This is a genomic window from Nesterenkonia sp. E16_10, assembly GCF_017347085.1.
Lineage (GTDB): Bacteria > Actinomycetota > Actinomycetes > Actinomycetales > Micrococcaceae > Nesterenkonia.
In genome coordinates this window covers 40430-56199 of sequence record NZ_JADPSA010000024.1, presented here as the reverse complement: position 1 = coordinate 56199, position 15770 = coordinate 40430, and the positions used below count along the sequence as shown (strand labels likewise).

Genomic DNA, 15770 nt, shown 5'->3' with positions numbered 1-15770 from the left:
GAGGCCGAAAAGGCCCATAGATGGTCGTAGAATCCGCCACTCAACGCGTTGGGGGGCAACGCGTTGGGGGGGCAACGCGTTAAGGGGGTCAGCGGCGGGAGAATCCGATCTCCACGTCCTCGCTGACCGTCTCCACCCGCTCCCAGCGGCCCGAATCCCGGTGCCACTCGTACGCCCCGGCGTGGACCGACTGGACCCCGTAGGTCTCTGCGGCGGCCACGGCCCACTGCGCCACCAGCCACTCCGGCTCGCTGCGCTCGGCCGCGTCCTCCTCGGTCGCGTCCTCTTCCGCAGCCTCGGTGGCCCCGGCCTCCTCCGCCACCTCGCTCACCGAGACCCGCACCACGGCGGAATCTCCGGAGCCCTCCACCTCGGTCGCCTCCTCGCCGAGCATCCCGGACAGCGAGGACTGAAGCTCACCGCGCAGGCCCTCGGCGTCCGGGCCGGGGACCTCGAGCTGGCTGAGCTGACAGGTCATCACCATGGGCTGCAGACCAGCCAGGGGACGGGCGAAGGCCCGCGCGAGCTCCTCGTGCTGCGGGTAGAACGTGGGGTTCTGCGGCCGGCCCAGCGCCTCGGCGGCCTCCTCGAGCCCCAGCTCGGGTGACCACGCCTCCTCGCCGCCGTCCTCGCGGCTCTGGATCAGCCGGGCGTAGAAGTCCTCGGCGGTGGTGGGGGTGGAGCTGGTCGCCTTCACGGCGTCCCACTGCGGACCCCCGTCGGCGAAGAGCACCGGGGCGGGCGCGCCCGGGTCCTCCTCTGAATCAGCAGGCTCAGCAGCCTCCGCCTCCTCGGCGTCGACCTCCTCGGTCTCCTCCTCCACAGGGTCCGCCCGGTCGTCCAGGTTCGTCTCCTGCAGCGAGATCGCGATCGCGTCGGTGGCAGCCTGGACCGGCAGCTCCCGCTCCGCCGCGCCCGCCGCGAGGTGCGCGGCCGCATAGGTCTGGGCCGGGGTGAGCCGGTGCTCCACCTCGCCCACCGTCACCGAGCAGCGCTCATCGAGGAGATACTCGTTCTCCTCGATGAGCTGCCAGGCCCCGTAGCCGGTGGCTCCCACGGCGGCCGCCACCACGGCGATGGCCGCGACGGCCTTGACGCGACGCCGCCGCCGATGCACGGTGCGGGTGACGGTGATGGGGCGATCAGCGCGACGGCTCATCGAAGACCTCTCGACTCAGGTGGCTCGGGTTCGGCTCAGGGGTTCGCTCGGCAGCGACTCAGTGGCTGCCTGCGCAGCGGCCGCTCAGTTGCGGTGCAGGGCGGCGTTGAGCTCGACCTTCGCGCCCTTTCGCGGCACTGCCTGGACCGCACCGGTCACGGAGTCTCGGCGGAAGAGCAGGTTCGGCACGCCGGAGAGCGCCGAGGCCTTCACGGTGTCTGTCACGCTGCGATCATCACCGAGCACCGAGACCTTGGTGCCGGCGGTCACGTAGAGCCCGGCCTCGATCACGCAGTCATCGCCGACCGAGATGCCCACGCCGGAGTTCGCGCCCAGCAGCACGCGCTCACCCAGGGTGATCTTCTCCTTGCCGCCGCCGGAGAGGGTGCCCATGATGGAGGCGCCGCCGCCGATGTCGGTGCCGTCGCCGACCACGACCCCGGCCGAGATGCGACCTTCCACCATGGAGGTGCCCAGCGTGCCGGCGTTGAAGTTCACGAAGCCCTCGTGCATCACGGTGGTGCCCTCGGCAAGGTGCGCGCCCAGGCGGACCCGGTCCGCGTCGCCGATGCGCACACCGGAGGGGGTCACGTAGTCCACCAGGCGGGGGAACTTGTCGATCGAGTGCACGCTGACATGCCCGCGGGAGCGCAGCTTCAGCCGGGTGGTCTCGAAGTCGGCCACCGCGCAGGGCCCGAAGTTGGTCCAGACCACGTTGCTCAGGTGCCCGAAGATGCCATCGAGGTTGATGCTGCGCGGCTTGACCAGCCGGTGGGAGAGCAGGTGCAGACGCAGCCAGACATCAGAGGCCGAGCTCGCCTCGGCGTCCAGATCGGACTCCACCGAGACCACCTGGGTGGTGACCCCACGGTCGGGATCCTCACCGGCGGCGGCCTGCAGGGCGGCGATCAGCTCGGCGTCGTCGTTCTCGGACAGAGGGGCCATCACGGGGCGCGGGAACCAGGTGTCCAGGACGGTGCCGTCGGTGGTCACCGTGGCGAGGCCATGGCCGGATGCGGTTCGAATGTCTGTGCTCATGGCACCATCCTACTTTTTCCTGCGCGCCAGCCCATCAGCCGCTCCCGCGGGTCCCACGCGCGGGGGCGTTCGCCTAGGCTGAACGAATGGATATCCGTGCACTGCTCTCCGGCGACGTCGCCGCGCTCACCGAGGCGATCATCGGCTGCGAATCCGTCTCCGGCAACGAGAAGACGCTGGCCGACGCCGTCGAAGCGGCACTCCAGGACCTGCCGGGACTGAGCCTGCACCGCGACGGCGACACCGTGATCGCGCGCACCGAGACCGGTGCCGCGCAGCGGATCATCCTCGCCGGGCACCTGGACACGGTCCCGCTGCCCACCACCCCGGGCTCCCGCGGCACCGTGCCGCCGCGCTGGGAGCAGGCCGACGGCGCCGAGGTGCTCTACGGCCGGGGCGCCACCGATATGAAGGGCGGCGTGGCGGTGCAGCTGAAGCTGGCCGAGGACGTCGCGACGCACCTCTCCGCAGGTGGTTCCCTGGGCCGGGACATCACGTGGGTCTTCTACGACCACGAGGAGGTCGAGGCCAGCAAGTCCGGGCTCGGCCGGGTGCTCTCCGAAGTCCCAGAGCTGCTGGACGGTGACTTCGCGGTGCTGCTGGAGCCCACCCACGGGGTGGTCGAGGGCGGCTGCAACGGCACCTGCCGCTTCGAGGTCACGATCCCCGGAGTCGCTGCACACTCGGGGCGGGCCTGGATGGGGGAGAACGCGATCCACGGCACCGCCGGACTGCTCCGGGTCCTGAGCGAGTACAGCCCGAAGACCATCACGGTGGAAGGCCTGGACTACCGCGAGGGTCTCAATGCGGTGCGGATCCGCGGCGGCGTGGCCGGCAATGTCATCCCCGACTCCACGGTGGTGGAGATCAACTACCGCTTCGCCCCGGACAAGACCGAGGAGCAGGCCCACGCCCACGTCCGCGAGGTCCTGGCCGAGGCCGGAATCAGCGAGGACCAGCAGCGGGTCACCGACAGCTCGGCTGCGGCGCGCCCCGGGCTGGATCATCCCGCGGCCCAGGCATTCATCGATGCAGTGGGCGGAGTGCCGATGCCCAAGTACGGCTGGACCGATGTGGCGCGGTTCTCGGCCCGAGGAGTCCCCGCGGTGAACTTCGGCCCGGGGGACCCGCTGCTGGCGCACTCCGACGACGAACACGTCACCGCGCAGGCGCTGCGGGACTGCCACACCGCGCTGCATCGCTGGCTGCTGGGCGGCTGAGCCGGCGGCGGCCGGCGGGCGGCCGAGCAGATCCTCTAGGCTGATCTCATGACCGAAGAGCAGACCCTCAGCACTCGTCCCGTCGCGCTGGTCACCGGCGCCTCCCGCGGGATCGGCAGGGCCATCGCCGTCGAGCTTGGCCGCGATCATCACATCCTGGTCGGCGGGACGAACCCGGAGACCGTGGATGCCGTGGTCCAGGCGCTGCCCAGCGCCGAACCCTTTCTGGTGGACCTGACCGACCTCGACGCCATCGCCCCCGCGCTGCAGGCGGCCGGACTCACCCGGCTCGACGTGCTGGTCCACTCCGCCGGGCTGGCCTGGATGAACCCGGTCGCAGAGACCTCCCCGGCCCAGTTCCAGGAGATGTTCACCGTCAACGTCTTCGCCGTCGCCGAGCTGACCCGCGCCGCGCTGCCTCTGCTGCGCGCCTCCGCAGGACAGCTGCTGAGCATCAACTCCGGGGCGGGATTCACCGCCGGCCCCGGCAGCTCGATGTACTCCGGGACCAAGTTTGCGCTGCGCGCGCTCACCGATGCGCTGCGCGAGGAGGAGCGAGGCCAGGTCAAGGTCACCTCGATCCACCCGGGCCGGGTGGACACCGACATGCAGGTCGCCCTGCAGGAGTCCATGGGCAACAAGGACTACGACGGCGGCATCTACATCTCCCCGCAGGCGATCGCCGAGGCCGCGCGCACCGTGGTGGACATGGAGGACGCCTCCATGGTGGAGAGCATCTCCATCCGGCCGGTGCAGAAGTAGCAGCCGCGAGGTGACCGACCCGCGCATCACGGAGCTGCCGCTGGAACTGGTGGACGCCGCCGTCGCCCTCTGGCGGCAGACCGGACTCACCCGACCCTGGAACGACCCGCACCAGGACTGCCTGCGCGCCCTGACCGGTGAGGAGTCCACGGTGCTTATCGCCCGAGACGCCGCGGGGGAGTTGGTGGGCACCGTGATGGTCGGACAGGACGGTCACCGCGGCTGGATCTACTACCTCGCCGTGGATGAACGGCTGCAGGGCCAGGGGCTCGGCAAGCAGCTCCTCGCCGGGGCGGAGGACTGGCTTCGTCGCCGCGGTGTGCCCAAGCTGATGCTCATGGTGCGCCAGGAGAACGCGGCCGTGCAGGACTTCTACCGGGGGCTGGGCTACACCGACCAGGACACCGTGGTGCTGGGCCGCTGGCTGGACCGCGACCTGGACTGAGGGTCGGGCTGGGCTCAAGCTGAGCTTGGCTGACGCTGAGCTGAAGCTGACGGCTGGGCGTCAGTGCCCGAGGGGAGGCGTCCAGGCGCGCAGCTGGGAGATCAGGTCCTGCGGGTCGCTGCTGATCACCAGGGCCTCGCGACGCCAGGCAGACATGAAGCCCTCATCGACCATGTGATCGACCATGGCCAGCAGCGGATCCCAGAACCCCTTGACGTTATAGAGCCCCACGGGCTTCGCGTGCAGCCCCAGGTACTGCCAGGTCCACACCTCGAAGAACTCCTCAAGGGTTCCCATGCCGCCGGGCAGCGCGATGAAGCCGTGACCGAGGTCCGCCATCCGGGACTTCCGAGAATGCATGTCAGGCACGATCTCCAAGGAGGTCAGCCCATGGTGTCCCACCTCGCGGCCGATCAGCACCTCCGGGATGATCCCGTGGACCTCGCCGCCGGCCTCCAGGGCGGCGTCGGCGATCTGCCCCATCAGCCCGACCTTGCCTCCGCCGTAGACCACGGCGATGCCGGCTCCGGCCAGCGCGGTGCCGAGCCGGCGGACCTCCTCGGTGTAGTCCAGGTCGGATCCGGAGGCGGAGCCGGTGAAGACCGTGAGAGCATTGAACCTCGGGGCAGGGGCCGTCGCGGGGGTGTCGAGAGAGATAGGCGTCACGACTCCATGATTCCACAGCGATTTCCCTGTGGCCGGGAACCCCTGTTAGACTTTTCCAGTCGCAATCCTCCATAGCTCAACGGCAGAGCACTCGACTGTTAATCGAGCGGTTGTTGGTTCGAATCCAACTGGGGGAGCAGATCCGCCCTCGCCCTTACGGGCGGGGGCGTTTTTCATGCCATAGTGTTTTTCCTGCGACGCTGCTGCGCCGCACTGACCTGGTGAACCCGATTCGGAGACTTGATGCGCGCCCCTGAGACGAAGACCCATGACATCGCCCGGCTGATCATCTCCTGCCCGGATCAGCCAGGGATCGTGGCGGCCGTCTCAGAGCTCATCGCCGAGGTCGGCGGCAACATCATCAGCCTCGACCAGTACTCCACCGGCGTGGAAGACGGTCGGTTCTTCCAGCGCACGGTGTTCCACCTGCCGGGCCTCGCCGCGGCCAAGCCAGCGGTGGAGCAGGCGATCCAGACCAAGCTGGCCGACCGGTTCTCCATGGACTATTCACTCTCTGCGGCCGATCAGCCCAAGCGGGTGGCGATCTTCGCCTCCAAGACCGACCACTGCCTGCTGGACCTGCTCTGGCGGCACCGGCGCGGCGAGATCCCGATGGACATCGTCATGGTCATCTCCAATCACGCCGACCTCGCCGAGGATGTGCGGCCCTTCGGGATCCCGTACTTCCACGTGCCGGTGGCCAACGGGGACAAGGCCGCGGCCGAGGCCCGGCATCTGGAGCTGCTGCGGGGCAACGTCGACATGATCGTGCTTGCCCGGTACATGCAGATCATCTCCGAGGACTTCCTCGAGCAGGTCGGGGCTCCGGTGATCAACATCCACCACAGCTTCCTGCCCGCCTTCATCGGCGCAGGCCCGTACCAGAAGGCCGCGGACCGCGGCGTGAAGCTGATCGGCGCCACCGCGCACTACGTGACCAAGGACCTCGACGAGGGCCCGATCATCGAGCAGGACGTCATCCGGGTCTCACACAGCGACGACGTCGCCCAGCTCACCCGCTTCGGCGCCGACGTCGAACGTGCCGTGCTCTCCCGCGCGGTGAAGTGGCACTGCGAAGACCGCGTCATCCGCAACGGCAGCACCACGATCGTCTTCTGATCCCACCCACCCCCAACTCGTCGAGGGGCGGATTCTCCGAGCAGTTTGGGCCCTAAGGCCCATGAGATGCCCGGAAAATCCGCCCCTCAACGGTGAAGGGCTGGGGATCAGGAGTCGAGCTTCTTTTCGCGCTCGGTGGAGGAGATCGCGATCTTGCGCGGCGCCTCGGCGGCGTAGACCCCGGCTGCGCGGACCGTGAGCACTCCGGATTCGTAGGATGCGGAGATTGCGTCGCTCGAGATCTCGCCCGGCAGGGTGATCGTGCGGGAGAAGGACCCGTAGCGCACCTCGCGCAGCCCTTCAGCCTCGGTCTCGCTCCGGCGCTCCCCGGAGACGGTGAGCGTGCGCCCGGTCAGTTCGACGGCGACGTCCTTGTCCGGATCGATCCCGGGCAGATCAGCGCGCAGGACCAGGTCCTCGCCTTCGCGGTGGGCATCCACTGCCGGAACGAACCCGGCCTGGCGCTGGGAGGCGTCCATCGAAGGGGCCCGCACGGAGCGGAAGACATCGTCGATCAGGGCGAAGGGGTCCAGGCGGGTCAGAGAGTTGTTCATCACGGCAATCAGCTCCTTGTACTCATTGCTCTACGGGACAGGGTCAATGCCTTGCGGCGACGGTTCCAACGAAACCTGAGTCCAGTATATTCCTAACTTGAGCGCGATGCACTCAACTTTTTCCGGGGGACTGCGAGCCGGATTCGCGCATGGATATCTGTCGCAATACAGTGCCGCTCCGCTGAGGTTCCCCTGCGCCGGACCGTCGGGTTCGATTAGAGTGCCGGGGTGTCCAAGTCAAAGAAAACGCGCGTCCAGCACGTCCTCACGGTCGATGCGAAGAAGCAGCTCAGCCCGCACATGATCCGGCTGGTCCTAGGTGGTCCTGGATTCGAGGCGATCGAGTTCAAGTCTGTGGGGGAGTCGCCCGCCACGGATCAATACATCAAGCTGCTCTTCCTGCCCCAAGGCACTGAGGCGGCCGGCCTGCCCGAGGATGTCGATCTCAGCCGTCCCTATGACATGGACGCGTTGCGCGAGCAGCTGAGCACCGAGCAGATGCCGGCGACCCGGACCTACACGATCCGGCACGTGGACCATGCCAACTCACAGATCTGGGTGGACTTCGTGGTCCATGGCGAGGTCGGTCGCGCCGGAGTCTGGGCGAAGCACGCGCAGGTCGGGGACCAGATCAGCTTCTTCGGACCCGGCAGTGGCTACGCCCCGCGCGAGGAGGCCGCATGGCACCTGCTGGCCGGAGATGAGGCTGCGCTGCCCGCGATCGCCTCCGCGCTGGAATCAATGGGTGAGGATGCCCGCGGCGTCGCCGTCGTCGAGGTGCGCGACGCTTCGGAACGTCAGCCCTTGGACGTCCCCGCAGGGATGGACCTGGTGTGGCTGCACCGTGAGGCGGACTTCAGTCCCGAGACCACGATGCTCGCGCAGTACCTGGAGGAGCTGAGTGTCCCGGACGGTGACGTGCAGGTCTTCGTGCACGGCGAACGCGCCCAGATGAAGCGGATCCGCAAGATGCTGGTGAATCAGAAGGGCCTGGATCGCAAGGCCATGTCGCTTTCGGCCTACTGGGCGCATGGCCGGATCGAGGATCAGTTCCAGGCCGAGAAGCGCACCCCGGCGGGTCAGATCGAGGACTGAACCCTCAGGGTCGGGTTCAGCTCAGCCCGCCACCCCGGAGCTGGTGCCCAGCACCAGGGCAAAGACCAGTCCGATCGCCAGCAGCAGCATCGTGATCGCCGAGCACAGGCCGGCTCGCTCGCGATGCCCGGCCAGTCTCAGGTCATCACGGTCACGCATCGACCCGGTGAGGATCATGATCAGGTCGATCAGGGTCCAGGCGAAGACGATCGTGATGCAGAGCAGGCCCAGGTTCGACTGCCCCGCGACCATCAGCCCGACGGCGCCGATGCTCGCCAGCGCCATCAGCGAGGCCGTGATCGGGCGGCTCAGGTACCAGCGGTGAGCCCCCGTGGGGCCCAGGAGAAGTGTCAGGAGCCAGGCGGTCACAAAACGTTTCTTCGAGGTCGGCTGGGTCTCGTACGCCCGCTGGTCAGCCTCGGTATAGGTGTTGGCATAGAGCTCTTCGAAGTCGTACTGGTCAGCCATGTCTCTCATCGTATAGGTGGTAGTTTGTAGTGAACTGAACACCCACCCCTGAGCACCATGAACACTACGGAGGCGCAGTCTTGTCTCAGCCAGGAATCGGCCGCACGAAGGGCACGGCGCCCCGGACATCATTGCTCGACGTGATCAAGGTCGTACTGCGACTCGGCCCCAAACAGATCAACGACGAGATTCAGCTGGCCATCGCCCAGATGAAGACCAAGGGAGTGGCAGCAGGCATCGCCGTGGCCCTCATGGTGGTGGGCGTGGTCTTTCTCGCTTTCCTCGTGGTCGCGCTCATCGTCGCCGCCGTCGCTGCGCTTTCGCTGATCTTCGAGCTCTGGGCCGCCGCACTGATCGTGGCCGGGGTCTTCCTGGTCATCGCGCTGATCTTTGCGCTCATCGGGCTGCTCAAGCTTAAGAAGACGCTCCCGCTGCTGCCCGAAGACGCTATCCGCGGCTTCCGCCTCGATCTCGGGGTGGCCCGCGAGGGCACCCGGTTTGATCCGCAGAGCCTGGAGCAGGCTGATTCAGAGAAGCGCCGCCAGAAGGAAGAGTCCAAGCGCCAGGCCGCCGAACAGGCCAAGAAGGACGCGAAGACCCCCGGTGCCGGGTCCCCGACGCCTCCCACCTACAGCGAGCTGCTGCGCCGCACCGGCCTGCGCCGGGACCACCTGGCCTCACTGCAGGACCAGATCACCTCCGGCACCCGCAACATCGCCGAGGGCGCCAAGGGTCGGGCGCAGAGCCTTCAGGACAAGGCCGAGAACATCGGTTCCAAGGTCCGCGGCGGCAACAAGCCCAAGTCCACTTCTGCCGACTCCTCGCCGAAGGTCCGCGGCCGCAACAAGCCCAAGACCAGCCAGGCCGACTCCTCGGCGAAGACCCGCGGCGCGGCCGGTGCACCGGTGAGCGTCCCGTCCGCCGAGCCTAAGATCGAGGGTGTCCCCGCCGCGCGGGGTGCCGACTCCGCAGGCCAGGAGTCCGGCGCGCACGTCGCCGGTGAGTTTGTGGCCGCTCGGTGGAAGCCGCTCGCCGTCGTGGCAGGTTCTGCCGCCGCGGGTGCCGTCTTCCTCCGCGAGCTTGTGAAGAAATAAACTGTCCCGGTGAGACTGATCGGTGCCGGGACCCAGGATGGTTTCGAGTACACCATGCGCGAGACGTTCTGGACCGCGCCGAACATCGTGACCGTGCTGCGCGCACTGCTGATCCCGGTGTTTGTGGTGCTCGTGGCCCGCGACGAGTACCTGGCGGCGTTCTGGGTGCTGGTCGTCCTCTCCGGCACGGATTGGATCGACGGGTACATCGCTCGGCGCTTCGATCAGATGTCCACCGTGGGGCAGTGGCTGGACCCGTTGGCCGACCGGCTCGCGCTGATCATCGTCAGCGCCACCCTGGCCAGCTTCGGCATCGTGCCGATCTGGGTGGTGCTCGCCGTGGTCATCCCGGACCTGGTCCTCTCGGTCAACACCTACCTGCTCTTCAAGGGGCCCCCGCCGCTGAAGGTCACCGTGCTCGGCAAGCTGCGCACCGCGTGCCTGCTGATCGGTTTGCCGATGGCGCTGCTGGGGTCCACCGGGATGCTGCGCGAGAGCCTCGTGCCCGACGTCGCCTTCGTGCTGCTGGCGCTCGGCGCGGGGATGCATATCGTTGCGTCCATCGACTACTTCATCAAAGCCCGCCGCGAGGCGGGGCGGCTGCGCCGTGAACAGGCCCGACCGGGCATCGAGGAGGATTCGACCGGCTGATGGTGAACGCTGTGCCCCCTGAGGCTCCCCGAGAAGATGTCGCCGAGAACCCCCCGGGGGAGCCCGCCGAGAAGCCCCCGGCCAAGCTCCGGATCCTGATCGCCGCCGACACCTACCCGCCCGACGTCAACGGTGCCGCGGTGTTCAGCCACCGGCTCGCGAAGAACATGGCGGCGCGCGGTCACGAGGTTCACATCGCCGCCGCACGGACCAGTCGCGGCCCCGACCTGGTGGAAGAGACCGAAGAGGCCACTGTGCACCGGTTCCGGTCGTTCAAGGCCCCGACGCATGAGTACATCCGGCTCTGCCTGCCCTGGCTGGTGGAGCCCGCGATGGGACGGCTGATGGACGAGCTGCAGCCCGACGTCGTCCACGCCCAGTGCCACTACATGATCGGCAAGGCCGCGATCGACGCCGCCGCCGAGCGCGGACTGCGCACCATCGCGACCAACCACTTCATGCCCGAGAACCTGGATCCGTTCCTGCCGTTCCCCGGCTGGTTCCGCAGGATCGTGGCGAAGAACTCTTGGCGAGACATGGGTCGGCTGATGGGCAAGGCGGCAGTGGTGACCACCCCGACCCCGCTCGCGGCGCAGACCATGATGGAGCGGGCCGGATTCGAGAAGGTGCTCCCGCTCTCCAACGGGATCGACGTCGAGTATTACCGCCAGCGGCCCGACGAGGTGCTGAACCTGCCCGAGAGGCCCACGGTGCTCTTCGTGGGTCGTCTCGCGGTGGAGAAGAACGTGGACGTGCTCATCGAAGCGATCGGCAAGACGGATCCGGCGCTGGGGATCGGGCTGGACATCGTCGGTGACGGCGAGCAGCGCGATCGGCTGGCCGCGCAGATCCAGGAGCTGGGCCTGGGGGATCGGGTACGGATGCGCGGCCATGTGGGGGAGGACGCGCTGCGCCGGGCCTATCTTGAGGCCGATGTCTTTTGCCAGCCCGGGACCGCCGAGCTGCAGTCGCTGGTCTCCCTGGAAGCCATGTCCTCCGGACTTCCCGTGGTGCTCGCCGACGCTCTGGCTCTGCCGCACCTGGTCGAGGAGGGCGTCAACGGCTACCTCTTCGAGCCTGGCAACTCCGCGCATCTTGCGGCCCGGCTGGAGCAGTTGTTCGCTACCGGTCCCGAGCAGCGCACCGCGATGGGCGAGCGCAGCCGCGAGCGGGCCGGCCGGCACAGCCTCAACACCACGATGAACGCCTTTGAGAAGCTCTACCGCGGTGCCGACTGGATCGAAAGCCGGTACACGCCGTAGCGGAGGTCATTCCGCTGGGGTCAGAGCGCCGGGGTCACTCTGGTGGGGTCAGGCGCAGCAGCTCGGCGCCGTCGCCGTCTTCGATGATCCAGATGCTTCCGTCCGGGGCCTGTTCCACATCGCGGATCCGCGCACCCATCTCCCAGAGCTCTTCTTCCCCGGCCTGATCCCCGTCGAGCTCCACGCGGACCAGCGCTTCTCCGGAGAGAGCGCCCATGAAGGCGCTGCCGGACCAGTCCGGGAACATCTCGCCCTGGTAGATCATCAGGCTGCCGGGGGAGATGGAGGGGGTCCACCAGGCGGCGGGAGGCGCGAAGCCGTCACCCTCGGTGTGGTCGGGGATCTCGGCACCGCTGTATTGCGAGCCGTTGGAGGCTTCGGGCCAGCCGTAGTTCTCACCGGCCTCCAGCAGGTTCAGCTCATCGCCGCCCTCGGGTCCCATCTCGGAGACCCAGAGCTGCCCCTCGGCGTCGAAGTCGATGCCCAGCGGATTGCGGTGACCGTAGGTGAAGATCTCCTCGGTGACATCGCCGTCCTCGGCGAAGGGATTCTCCGGGAACGGCTCGCCCTCCGGGGTCAGCCGCATCACCTTGCCCAGGCCGCTGTCCAGATCCTGCGCCGGGTCCAGCTGCTGACGATCCCCGGAGGTCACGAAGAGCTGCTCGCCGTCCGGGCTGAATGCCAGCCGGTGCGAGAAGTGGCCCGACCCGGAGGTCTTCGGGTCCTGTTCCCAGATGATTGTGAGGTCCTGCAGCTCCGCGCTGTCTTCGGAGTCCACCAGCGTTGCGTGTCCGACCACGGCGCCGGTGCCGGCCTCCGAAGAGTTGATCCAGCTCAGATAGACCCGCCGGCTCTCTTCAAAGTCGGGGGCCGCGACGACGTCGCCCAGCCCACCCTGGCCGTCGACCACGATGTCCTCCGGCAGGCCGGCCACGCTGAGGTCCTCGGAGGCGTCCGTCTCGGCTGTGCCGCGCAGGAAGAGCTCGCCGTAACGGCTGGTGATCAGCATCTGCTCGCCACCGGGCAGGAACTCCAGCGCCCAGGGGGCGTCATAGCTGCCCCGGGATTCGGTGCCGAACGGCGGCGCATCCGAGTCGGGGGAGGCCTCCGGGTCATCAGCCTCCGGTGCCGCCGGCTCCGTGGCGTCGTCGGCGTCGGTCCCGGTGTCCGTCTCGGGGCTGGTCTGGGTGCCCGCTTCGCTGCCACTCTCGGGCTGCTCTGCAGCGGGCTCGGCGCATCCGATGAGCAGCATCGAGGTGAGGATTCCGGCAGATATCGCTGGTAGACGTCCCATGACCTGACCCTAGTCCACACCGATGTGCGGCCGGCACGTATGACGAAGCCCACCAGGGCCTGCAGGCCGGACCGGATCCTGCTCGGTCCGTCACGTGCAGGGTGATGCCCGCTCTGGTAGGGCGTCTGGGACTTGAACCCAGGACAAAAGGATTATGAGTCCTCTGCTCTAACCAACTGAGCTAACGCCCCTCGGGTCCTCGCGGGCGACGGTGGGTCGACTCGCCAGGACACTCGGACATACTACCGAGCCTGCCGGTCTAGAGCTGAACCCAGACGGAGGCGCGAGCCCGGGGATGTTCCTCGGCCTGCACCTCCAGGGCCGTGAGCCCGTGGTCGGCGGGCAGCTCTGCGGCCAGCGTCTCGGCGATGTGCTCGATGATCACCTCGGTGGTCGTGAACTTCCCGGCCAGCGCCTCCAGCTCGTCCAGGTTCTTATAGCGCAGCGGCTCCAGAGTCGCGGCCAGCAGCTCGGTGGCGGCGCCGATGTCCAGGACCACGCCGTACTCGTTCAGGCCATCCCGGAAGAAGCTGGCCTGGATGCTGAGCGTGGCCCCGTGCAGGTTCTGCGCCGGTCCGAAGAACGGATCCTGCAGGCTGTGGGCGATCATGATGTGGTCATCGACGGTCAGGCGGAAGCGGCTCATGGTTCTCCTTGGAGGGTGGTGGATGAGAGTGGTCGCGGCACGGGGATCATCCGACGGCGTGATGCGCGGCGAGCGGGTGATCGATCACATGCAGGATCTGGTCCCGGGTCCAGGGGGCCCCGGCGGCGACGTCCTGCATCACGCTCGGCAGCTCGGCCAGCGGCGAGTGCCCGCTGATCAGCAGGTCGAAGCGGGAGTCGAGCAGATCCAGCGCCGTGGCGAGGCGCTGGCCGCGGGTCCGTCGCATCCGGCGAGGACCCGGCACCTGACCGACCTGGGTCGCGACGATCCGGAGTCGGCGGGCGTGGAAGTCGGCTCCCAGCGGGACCTGCTGGTCTCCGGTGCCGTACCAGGACTGCTCCACCACCACAGCGTCCTCGCCGGCCAGCCGCAGCGCGGTCGCGAGCCCGGCGGAGCTGGCCGAGCTGTGCAGCACCACATCGTTGTCCACGCCCGCCGCCTCCGGGGTGACCGCCTCCAGGCCCAGGGATTCGATGAAGGCGCGCCGCTCGGCGTCGATCTCGACGACCTGCAGCCGCTGCAGCGCCAGCTTCGAGGCCAGCAGCGCGGTGGTCAGCCCGATCAGTCCGCCGCCGACGACGGCGACCCGGTCACCGACCATCACGGTGCCCTCCCAGAGCCCGTTGAGTCCGACCTCGCCGATCCCGGCGAGCAGCGCCCGCTGCGGCGGGCAGCCCTCGGGCAGCACATGGGCGGCGGACTCGGGGACGACCACATGCTCGCGGTGCCCGGCCAGGGTGAAGACCGTCTGCCCGATCAGGGCCTGGCTGCCGCGCCGGACCACCCCGACGTTGAGGTAGCCGTGGGAGACCGGGAAGGGCAGCTCGCCGAGCTGGAAGGGTGCCTGCATGATCTCGGTGATGTTGCTCGGCACCTCGCCGCGATGCACCAGCGACTCGGTGCCGCGCGAGATCCCGCTGTGCAGGGTCTCGATCAGCAGCTCACCGGGGAGGGGCTCCGGGAGTGGAACCTCGCGCAGCCCTCCGGTCTCGGCCGCCTCGGTCCAGTACTGGCGGGAGGTTTCCGGTGCCGGGCCGTGGCCCGGGCCATCCGCACTGACACCTGTGAAGCTCAACTCGCTCATGACCCTCATCATGCCAGAGGTGTCCACTCCGGTGCCCCGCAGACGGCTGTGCCAGAATCGGCATGTGCTGAAGCTCTTCTTCGACTGCCGGTACACCCGGACCCAGGTCCACGACGGCATCTCCCGATTCACCGCCTCCCTCGTGGAGGCCGCCGCCGAACAGGCCGATGTCACCATGCTGATCAGCGACCCCGAGCAGCTGAACCTGCTCCCGGACCTTGCGCATCTGCAGATATCCTCGCCCACCTCGGCCCGAGAGCCATGGGTTTCCCGGCAGATCAACCCACACCGCCCCGATGTGGTGTTCTCCCCGATGCAGACCATGGGCGGCCGGGGCAGGAACTACCCGTTGATCCTCACCCTGCATGACCTGATCTACTACGCCCACCGGACCCCGCCGCGGGATCTGCCGGCACTGGTGCGCCTGGGCTGGCGCGCCTATCACCTCTCCTACCTGCCGCAGCGGCTGGTGCTGAACCAGGCCGACGCCGTCGCGACCGTCTCCGAGACCACCCGTGGGCTGATCCGCGAGCACCGGCTGACCCGCAGACCGGTGGAGCTGATCTCCAATGCCCCACCATCGGTGGAGCGCCCCCGGGATCCCGCCGAGGCGCCGCGGAAGGAGCTCGTCTATATGGGCTCCTTCATGGGATATAAGAACGTCGAGGCCGTCATCGCGGGCCTGAACCGGCTGCCCGGCTACACGTTGCATCTGTGCAGCCCGATCCAGCCGCCGCGAGAGGCCCAGCTTCGGGCGCTGGCGAGAGATCCGGAGCAGCTGGTCTTCCACCGCGGAATCTCCGAGGCCGACTACCGCGCGCTGCTGCGGCGAGGCAGCGCTCTGGTGACGCTCTCGGCGGCGGAGGGCTATGGGCTGCCCGTGGTGGAGGCGATGGCTCACGGCACCCCCGTGGTGCTCTCAGACCTGCCGATCTTCCACGAGATCGGCGGAGCGGCGGCCGCCGAGGCTGGCGCCCAGGTGGTCTCCGGGAGTGACCCTGAAGCCTTTGCCCGGGCGGTTCGCCGTCTCGAGGAGCCTGGGACCTTTGCCCGCGCCTCTCGTGCGTCCCGGGCTCGGAGCCTCGAGTTCGCCTGGGAGGACTCCGCCGCGGCGCTCGTCGCCCTGGGGGAGCGGCTGGCCGACCACGGGCAGGCAGCCCGAGAGGGCTGACCCAGGACCAGCCCCGGGGGC

17 protein-coding genes and 2 tRNA genes are annotated in these 15770 nt (G+C 68.4%); 10 read left to right on the top strand and 9 right to left on the bottom strand.

The window, feature by feature from the left end:
* Positions 1-88: 88 nt before the first annotated feature.
* Both I2487_RS08400 and dapD read right to left on the bottom strand, forming a co-directional pair.
* Positions 89-1159, bottom strand: coding sequence for a hypothetical protein (locus I2487_RS08400; protein WP_207170741.1), 1071 nt, complete (start codon positions 1157-1159; stop codon positions 89-91).
* Between the two features lie 84 nt (positions 1160-1243).
* Positions 1244-2197 (bottom strand): 2,3,4,5-tetrahydropyridine-2,6-dicarboxylate N-succinyltransferase, encoded by a 954-nt coding sequence (gene dapD, locus I2487_RS08395; protein WP_207170742.1) that lies wholly within the window; start codon positions 2195-2197, stop codon positions 1244-1246.
* A gap of 86 nt (positions 2198-2283) precedes the next feature.
* Between dapD and dapE the strand changes: the two genes are divergently transcribed.
* Genes dapE through I2487_RS08380 form a run of 3 tightly spaced genes read left to right on the top strand, consistent with a single transcriptional unit; the run spans position 2284 to position 4624 of the window.
* Positions 2284-3417 (top strand): succinyl-diaminopimelate desuccinylase, encoded by a 1134-nt coding sequence (dapE, locus tag I2487_RS08390; protein ID WP_207170743.1) that lies wholly within the window; start codon positions 2284-2286, stop codon positions 3415-3417.
* A gap of 48 nt (positions 3418-3465) precedes the next feature.
* Positions 3466-4179 (top strand): SDR family oxidoreductase, encoded by a 714-nt coding sequence (locus I2487_RS08385; protein WP_207170744.1) that lies wholly within the window; start codon positions 3466-3468, stop codon positions 4177-4179.
* Between the two features lie 10 nt (positions 4180-4189).
* Positions 4190-4624 carry a GNAT family acetyltransferase gene (locus I2487_RS08380; protein ID WP_207170745.1) on the top strand — a complete coding sequence of 145 codons (435 nt, stop codon included), beginning with the start codon at positions 4190-4192 and terminating at the stop codon, positions 4622-4624.
* 60 nt (positions 4625-4684) lie between these two features.
* Here I2487_RS08380 and I2487_RS08375 read toward each other — a convergent pair whose 3' ends face one another.
* Positions 4685-5290, bottom strand: a complete 606-nt coding sequence (locus tag I2487_RS08375; protein ID WP_345941375.1) for an LOG family protein — start codon at positions 5288-5290, stop codon at positions 4685-4687.
* A gap of 65 nt (positions 5291-5355) precedes the next feature.
* On the opposite strand from I2487_RS08375, the gene I2487_RS08370 reads away from it, so the two are divergent.
* Together I2487_RS08370 and purU are read left to right on the top strand one after the other, a co-directional pair.
* A tRNA-Asn gene (locus I2487_RS08370) sits at positions 5356-5427 on the top strand.
* A 106-nt stretch (positions 5428-5533) separates the two neighbouring features.
* Positions 5534-6409 carry a formyltetrahydrofolate deformylase gene (gene purU, locus I2487_RS08365; RefSeq protein ID WP_207170746.1) on the top strand — a complete coding sequence of 292 codons (876 nt, stop codon included), beginning with the start codon at positions 5534-5536 and terminating at the stop codon, positions 6407-6409.
* Positions 6410-6516: 107 nt separating this feature from the next.
* On the opposite strand, the gene I2487_RS08360 is transcribed toward purU, so the two are convergent.
* On the bottom strand, positions 6517-6963 hold the full coding sequence (locus tag I2487_RS08360) for an Hsp20/alpha crystallin family protein (protein WP_207170788.1): 447 nt from the start codon (positions 6961-6963) through the stop codon (positions 6517-6519).
* 228 nt (positions 6964-7191) lie between these two features.
* On the opposite strand from I2487_RS08360, the gene I2487_RS15730 reads away from it, so the two are divergent.
* On the top strand, positions 7192-8058 hold the full coding sequence (locus I2487_RS15730; RefSeq protein ID WP_345941374.1) for a siderophore-interacting protein: 867 nt from the start codon (positions 7192-7194) through the stop codon (positions 8056-8058).
* Between the two features lie 21 nt (positions 8059-8079).
* Here I2487_RS15730 and I2487_RS08350 read toward each other — a convergent pair whose 3' ends face one another.
* A complete protein-coding gene (locus I2487_RS08350) occupies positions 8080-8526 on the bottom strand; it encodes an NINE protein (protein WP_207170747.1) in 447 nt (148 codons plus the stop codon).
* Between the two features lie 140 nt (positions 8527-8666).
* On the opposite strand from I2487_RS08350, the gene I2487_RS08345 reads away from it, so the two are divergent.
* The 3 genes from I2487_RS08345 to I2487_RS08335 are packed head-to-tail and all read left to right on the top strand — an operon-like array spanning position 8667 to position 11533.
* The gene (locus I2487_RS08345) at positions 8667-9620 is read left to right on the top strand and encodes a phage holin family protein (RefSeq protein ID WP_207170748.1); all 954 of its coding nucleotides are present in this window, start codon (positions 8667-8669) and stop codon (positions 9618-9620) included.
* A gap of 9 nt (positions 9621-9629) precedes the next feature.
* Positions 9630-10271: a CDP-alcohol phosphatidyltransferase family protein gene (locus I2487_RS08340; protein WP_207170749.1), complete on the top strand. Its 642-nt coding sequence runs from the start codon at positions 9630-9632 to the stop codon at positions 10269-10271.
* Positions 10271-11533, top strand: a complete 1263-nt coding sequence (locus tag I2487_RS08335; RefSeq protein ID WP_207170750.1) for a glycosyltransferase — start codon at positions 10271-10273, stop codon at positions 11531-11533. Before I2487_RS08340 ends, I2487_RS08335 begins: the two co-directional genes overlap by 1 nt.
* 34 nt (positions 11534-11567) lie before the next feature.
* Here I2487_RS08335 and I2487_RS08330 read toward each other — a convergent pair whose 3' ends face one another.
* The 4 genes from I2487_RS08330 to I2487_RS08315 all read right to left on the bottom strand — a co-directional run bounded on the left by I2487_RS08330 (position 11568) and on the right by I2487_RS08315 (position 14578).
* On the bottom strand, positions 11568-12827 hold the full coding sequence (locus I2487_RS08330; protein ID WP_207170751.1) for a PQQ-dependent sugar dehydrogenase: 1260 nt from the start codon (positions 12825-12827) through the stop codon (positions 11568-11570).
* A gap of 114 nt (positions 12828-12941) precedes the next feature.
* Positions 12942-13018: transfer RNA gene (locus I2487_RS08325), tRNA-Ile, on the bottom strand.
* 68 nt (positions 13019-13086) lie between these two features.
* Entirely contained in the window at positions 13087-13473 is a 387-nt protein-coding gene (locus tag I2487_RS08320) for a 6-pyruvoyl trahydropterin synthase family protein (protein WP_036474028.1), read from the bottom strand.
* 46 nt (positions 13474-13519) lie between these two features.
* On the bottom strand, positions 13520-14578 hold the full coding sequence (locus tag I2487_RS08315; RefSeq protein WP_207170752.1) for a zinc-dependent alcohol dehydrogenase: 1059 nt from the start codon (positions 14576-14578) through the stop codon (positions 13520-13522).
* 67 nt (positions 14579-14645) lie between these two features.
* Here I2487_RS08315 and I2487_RS08310 point away from each other — a divergent pair, with 67 nt between their 5' ends.
* On the top strand, positions 14646-15749 hold the full coding sequence (locus I2487_RS08310; protein WP_255546123.1) for a glycosyltransferase: 1104 nt from the start codon (positions 14646-14648) through the stop codon (positions 15747-15749).
* Positions 15750-15770 lie beyond the last annotated feature (21 nt).

Coding starts and splice junctions, on each gene's coding strand:
- I2487_RS08320 (WP_036474028.1), bottom strand. CDS start 13,473: ATGAGCCGCTTCCGCCTGACCGTCGATGACCACATCATGATCGCCCAC.
- I2487_RS08385 (WP_207170744.1), top strand. CDS start 3,466: ATGACCGAAGAGCAGACCCTCAGCACTCGTCCCGTCGCGCTGGTCACC.
- I2487_RS08335 (WP_207170750.1), top strand. CDS start 10,271: ATGGTGAACGCTGTGCCCCCTGAGGCTCCCCGAGAAGATGTCGCCGAG.
- dapD (WP_207170742.1), bottom strand. CDS start 2,197: ATGAGCACAGACATTCGAACCGCATCCGGCCATGGCCTCGCCACGGTG.
- dapE (WP_207170743.1), top strand. CDS start 2,284: ATGGATATCCGTGCACTGCTCTCCGGCGACGTCGCCGCGCTCACCGAG.
- I2487_RS08315 (WP_207170752.1), bottom strand. CDS start 14,578: ATGAGCGAGTTGAGCTTCACAGGTGTCAGTGCGGATGGCCCGGGCCAC.
- I2487_RS08360 (WP_207170788.1), bottom strand. CDS start 6,963: ATGAACAACTCTCTGACCCGCCTGGACCCCTTCGCCCTGATCGACGAT.
- purU (WP_207170746.1), top strand. CDS start 5,534: ATGCGCGCCCCTGAGACGAAGACCCATGACATCGCCCGGCTGATCATC.
- I2487_RS08330 (WP_207170751.1), bottom strand. CDS start 12,827: ATGGGACGTCTACCAGCGATATCTGCCGGAATCCTCACCTCGATGCTG.
- I2487_RS08350 (WP_207170747.1), bottom strand. CDS start 8,526: ATGGCTGACCAGTACGACTTCGAAGAGCTCTATGCCAACACCTATACC.
- I2487_RS08400 (WP_207170741.1), bottom strand. CDS start 1,159: ATGAGCCGTCGCGCTGATCGCCCCATCACCGTCACCCGCACCGTGCAT.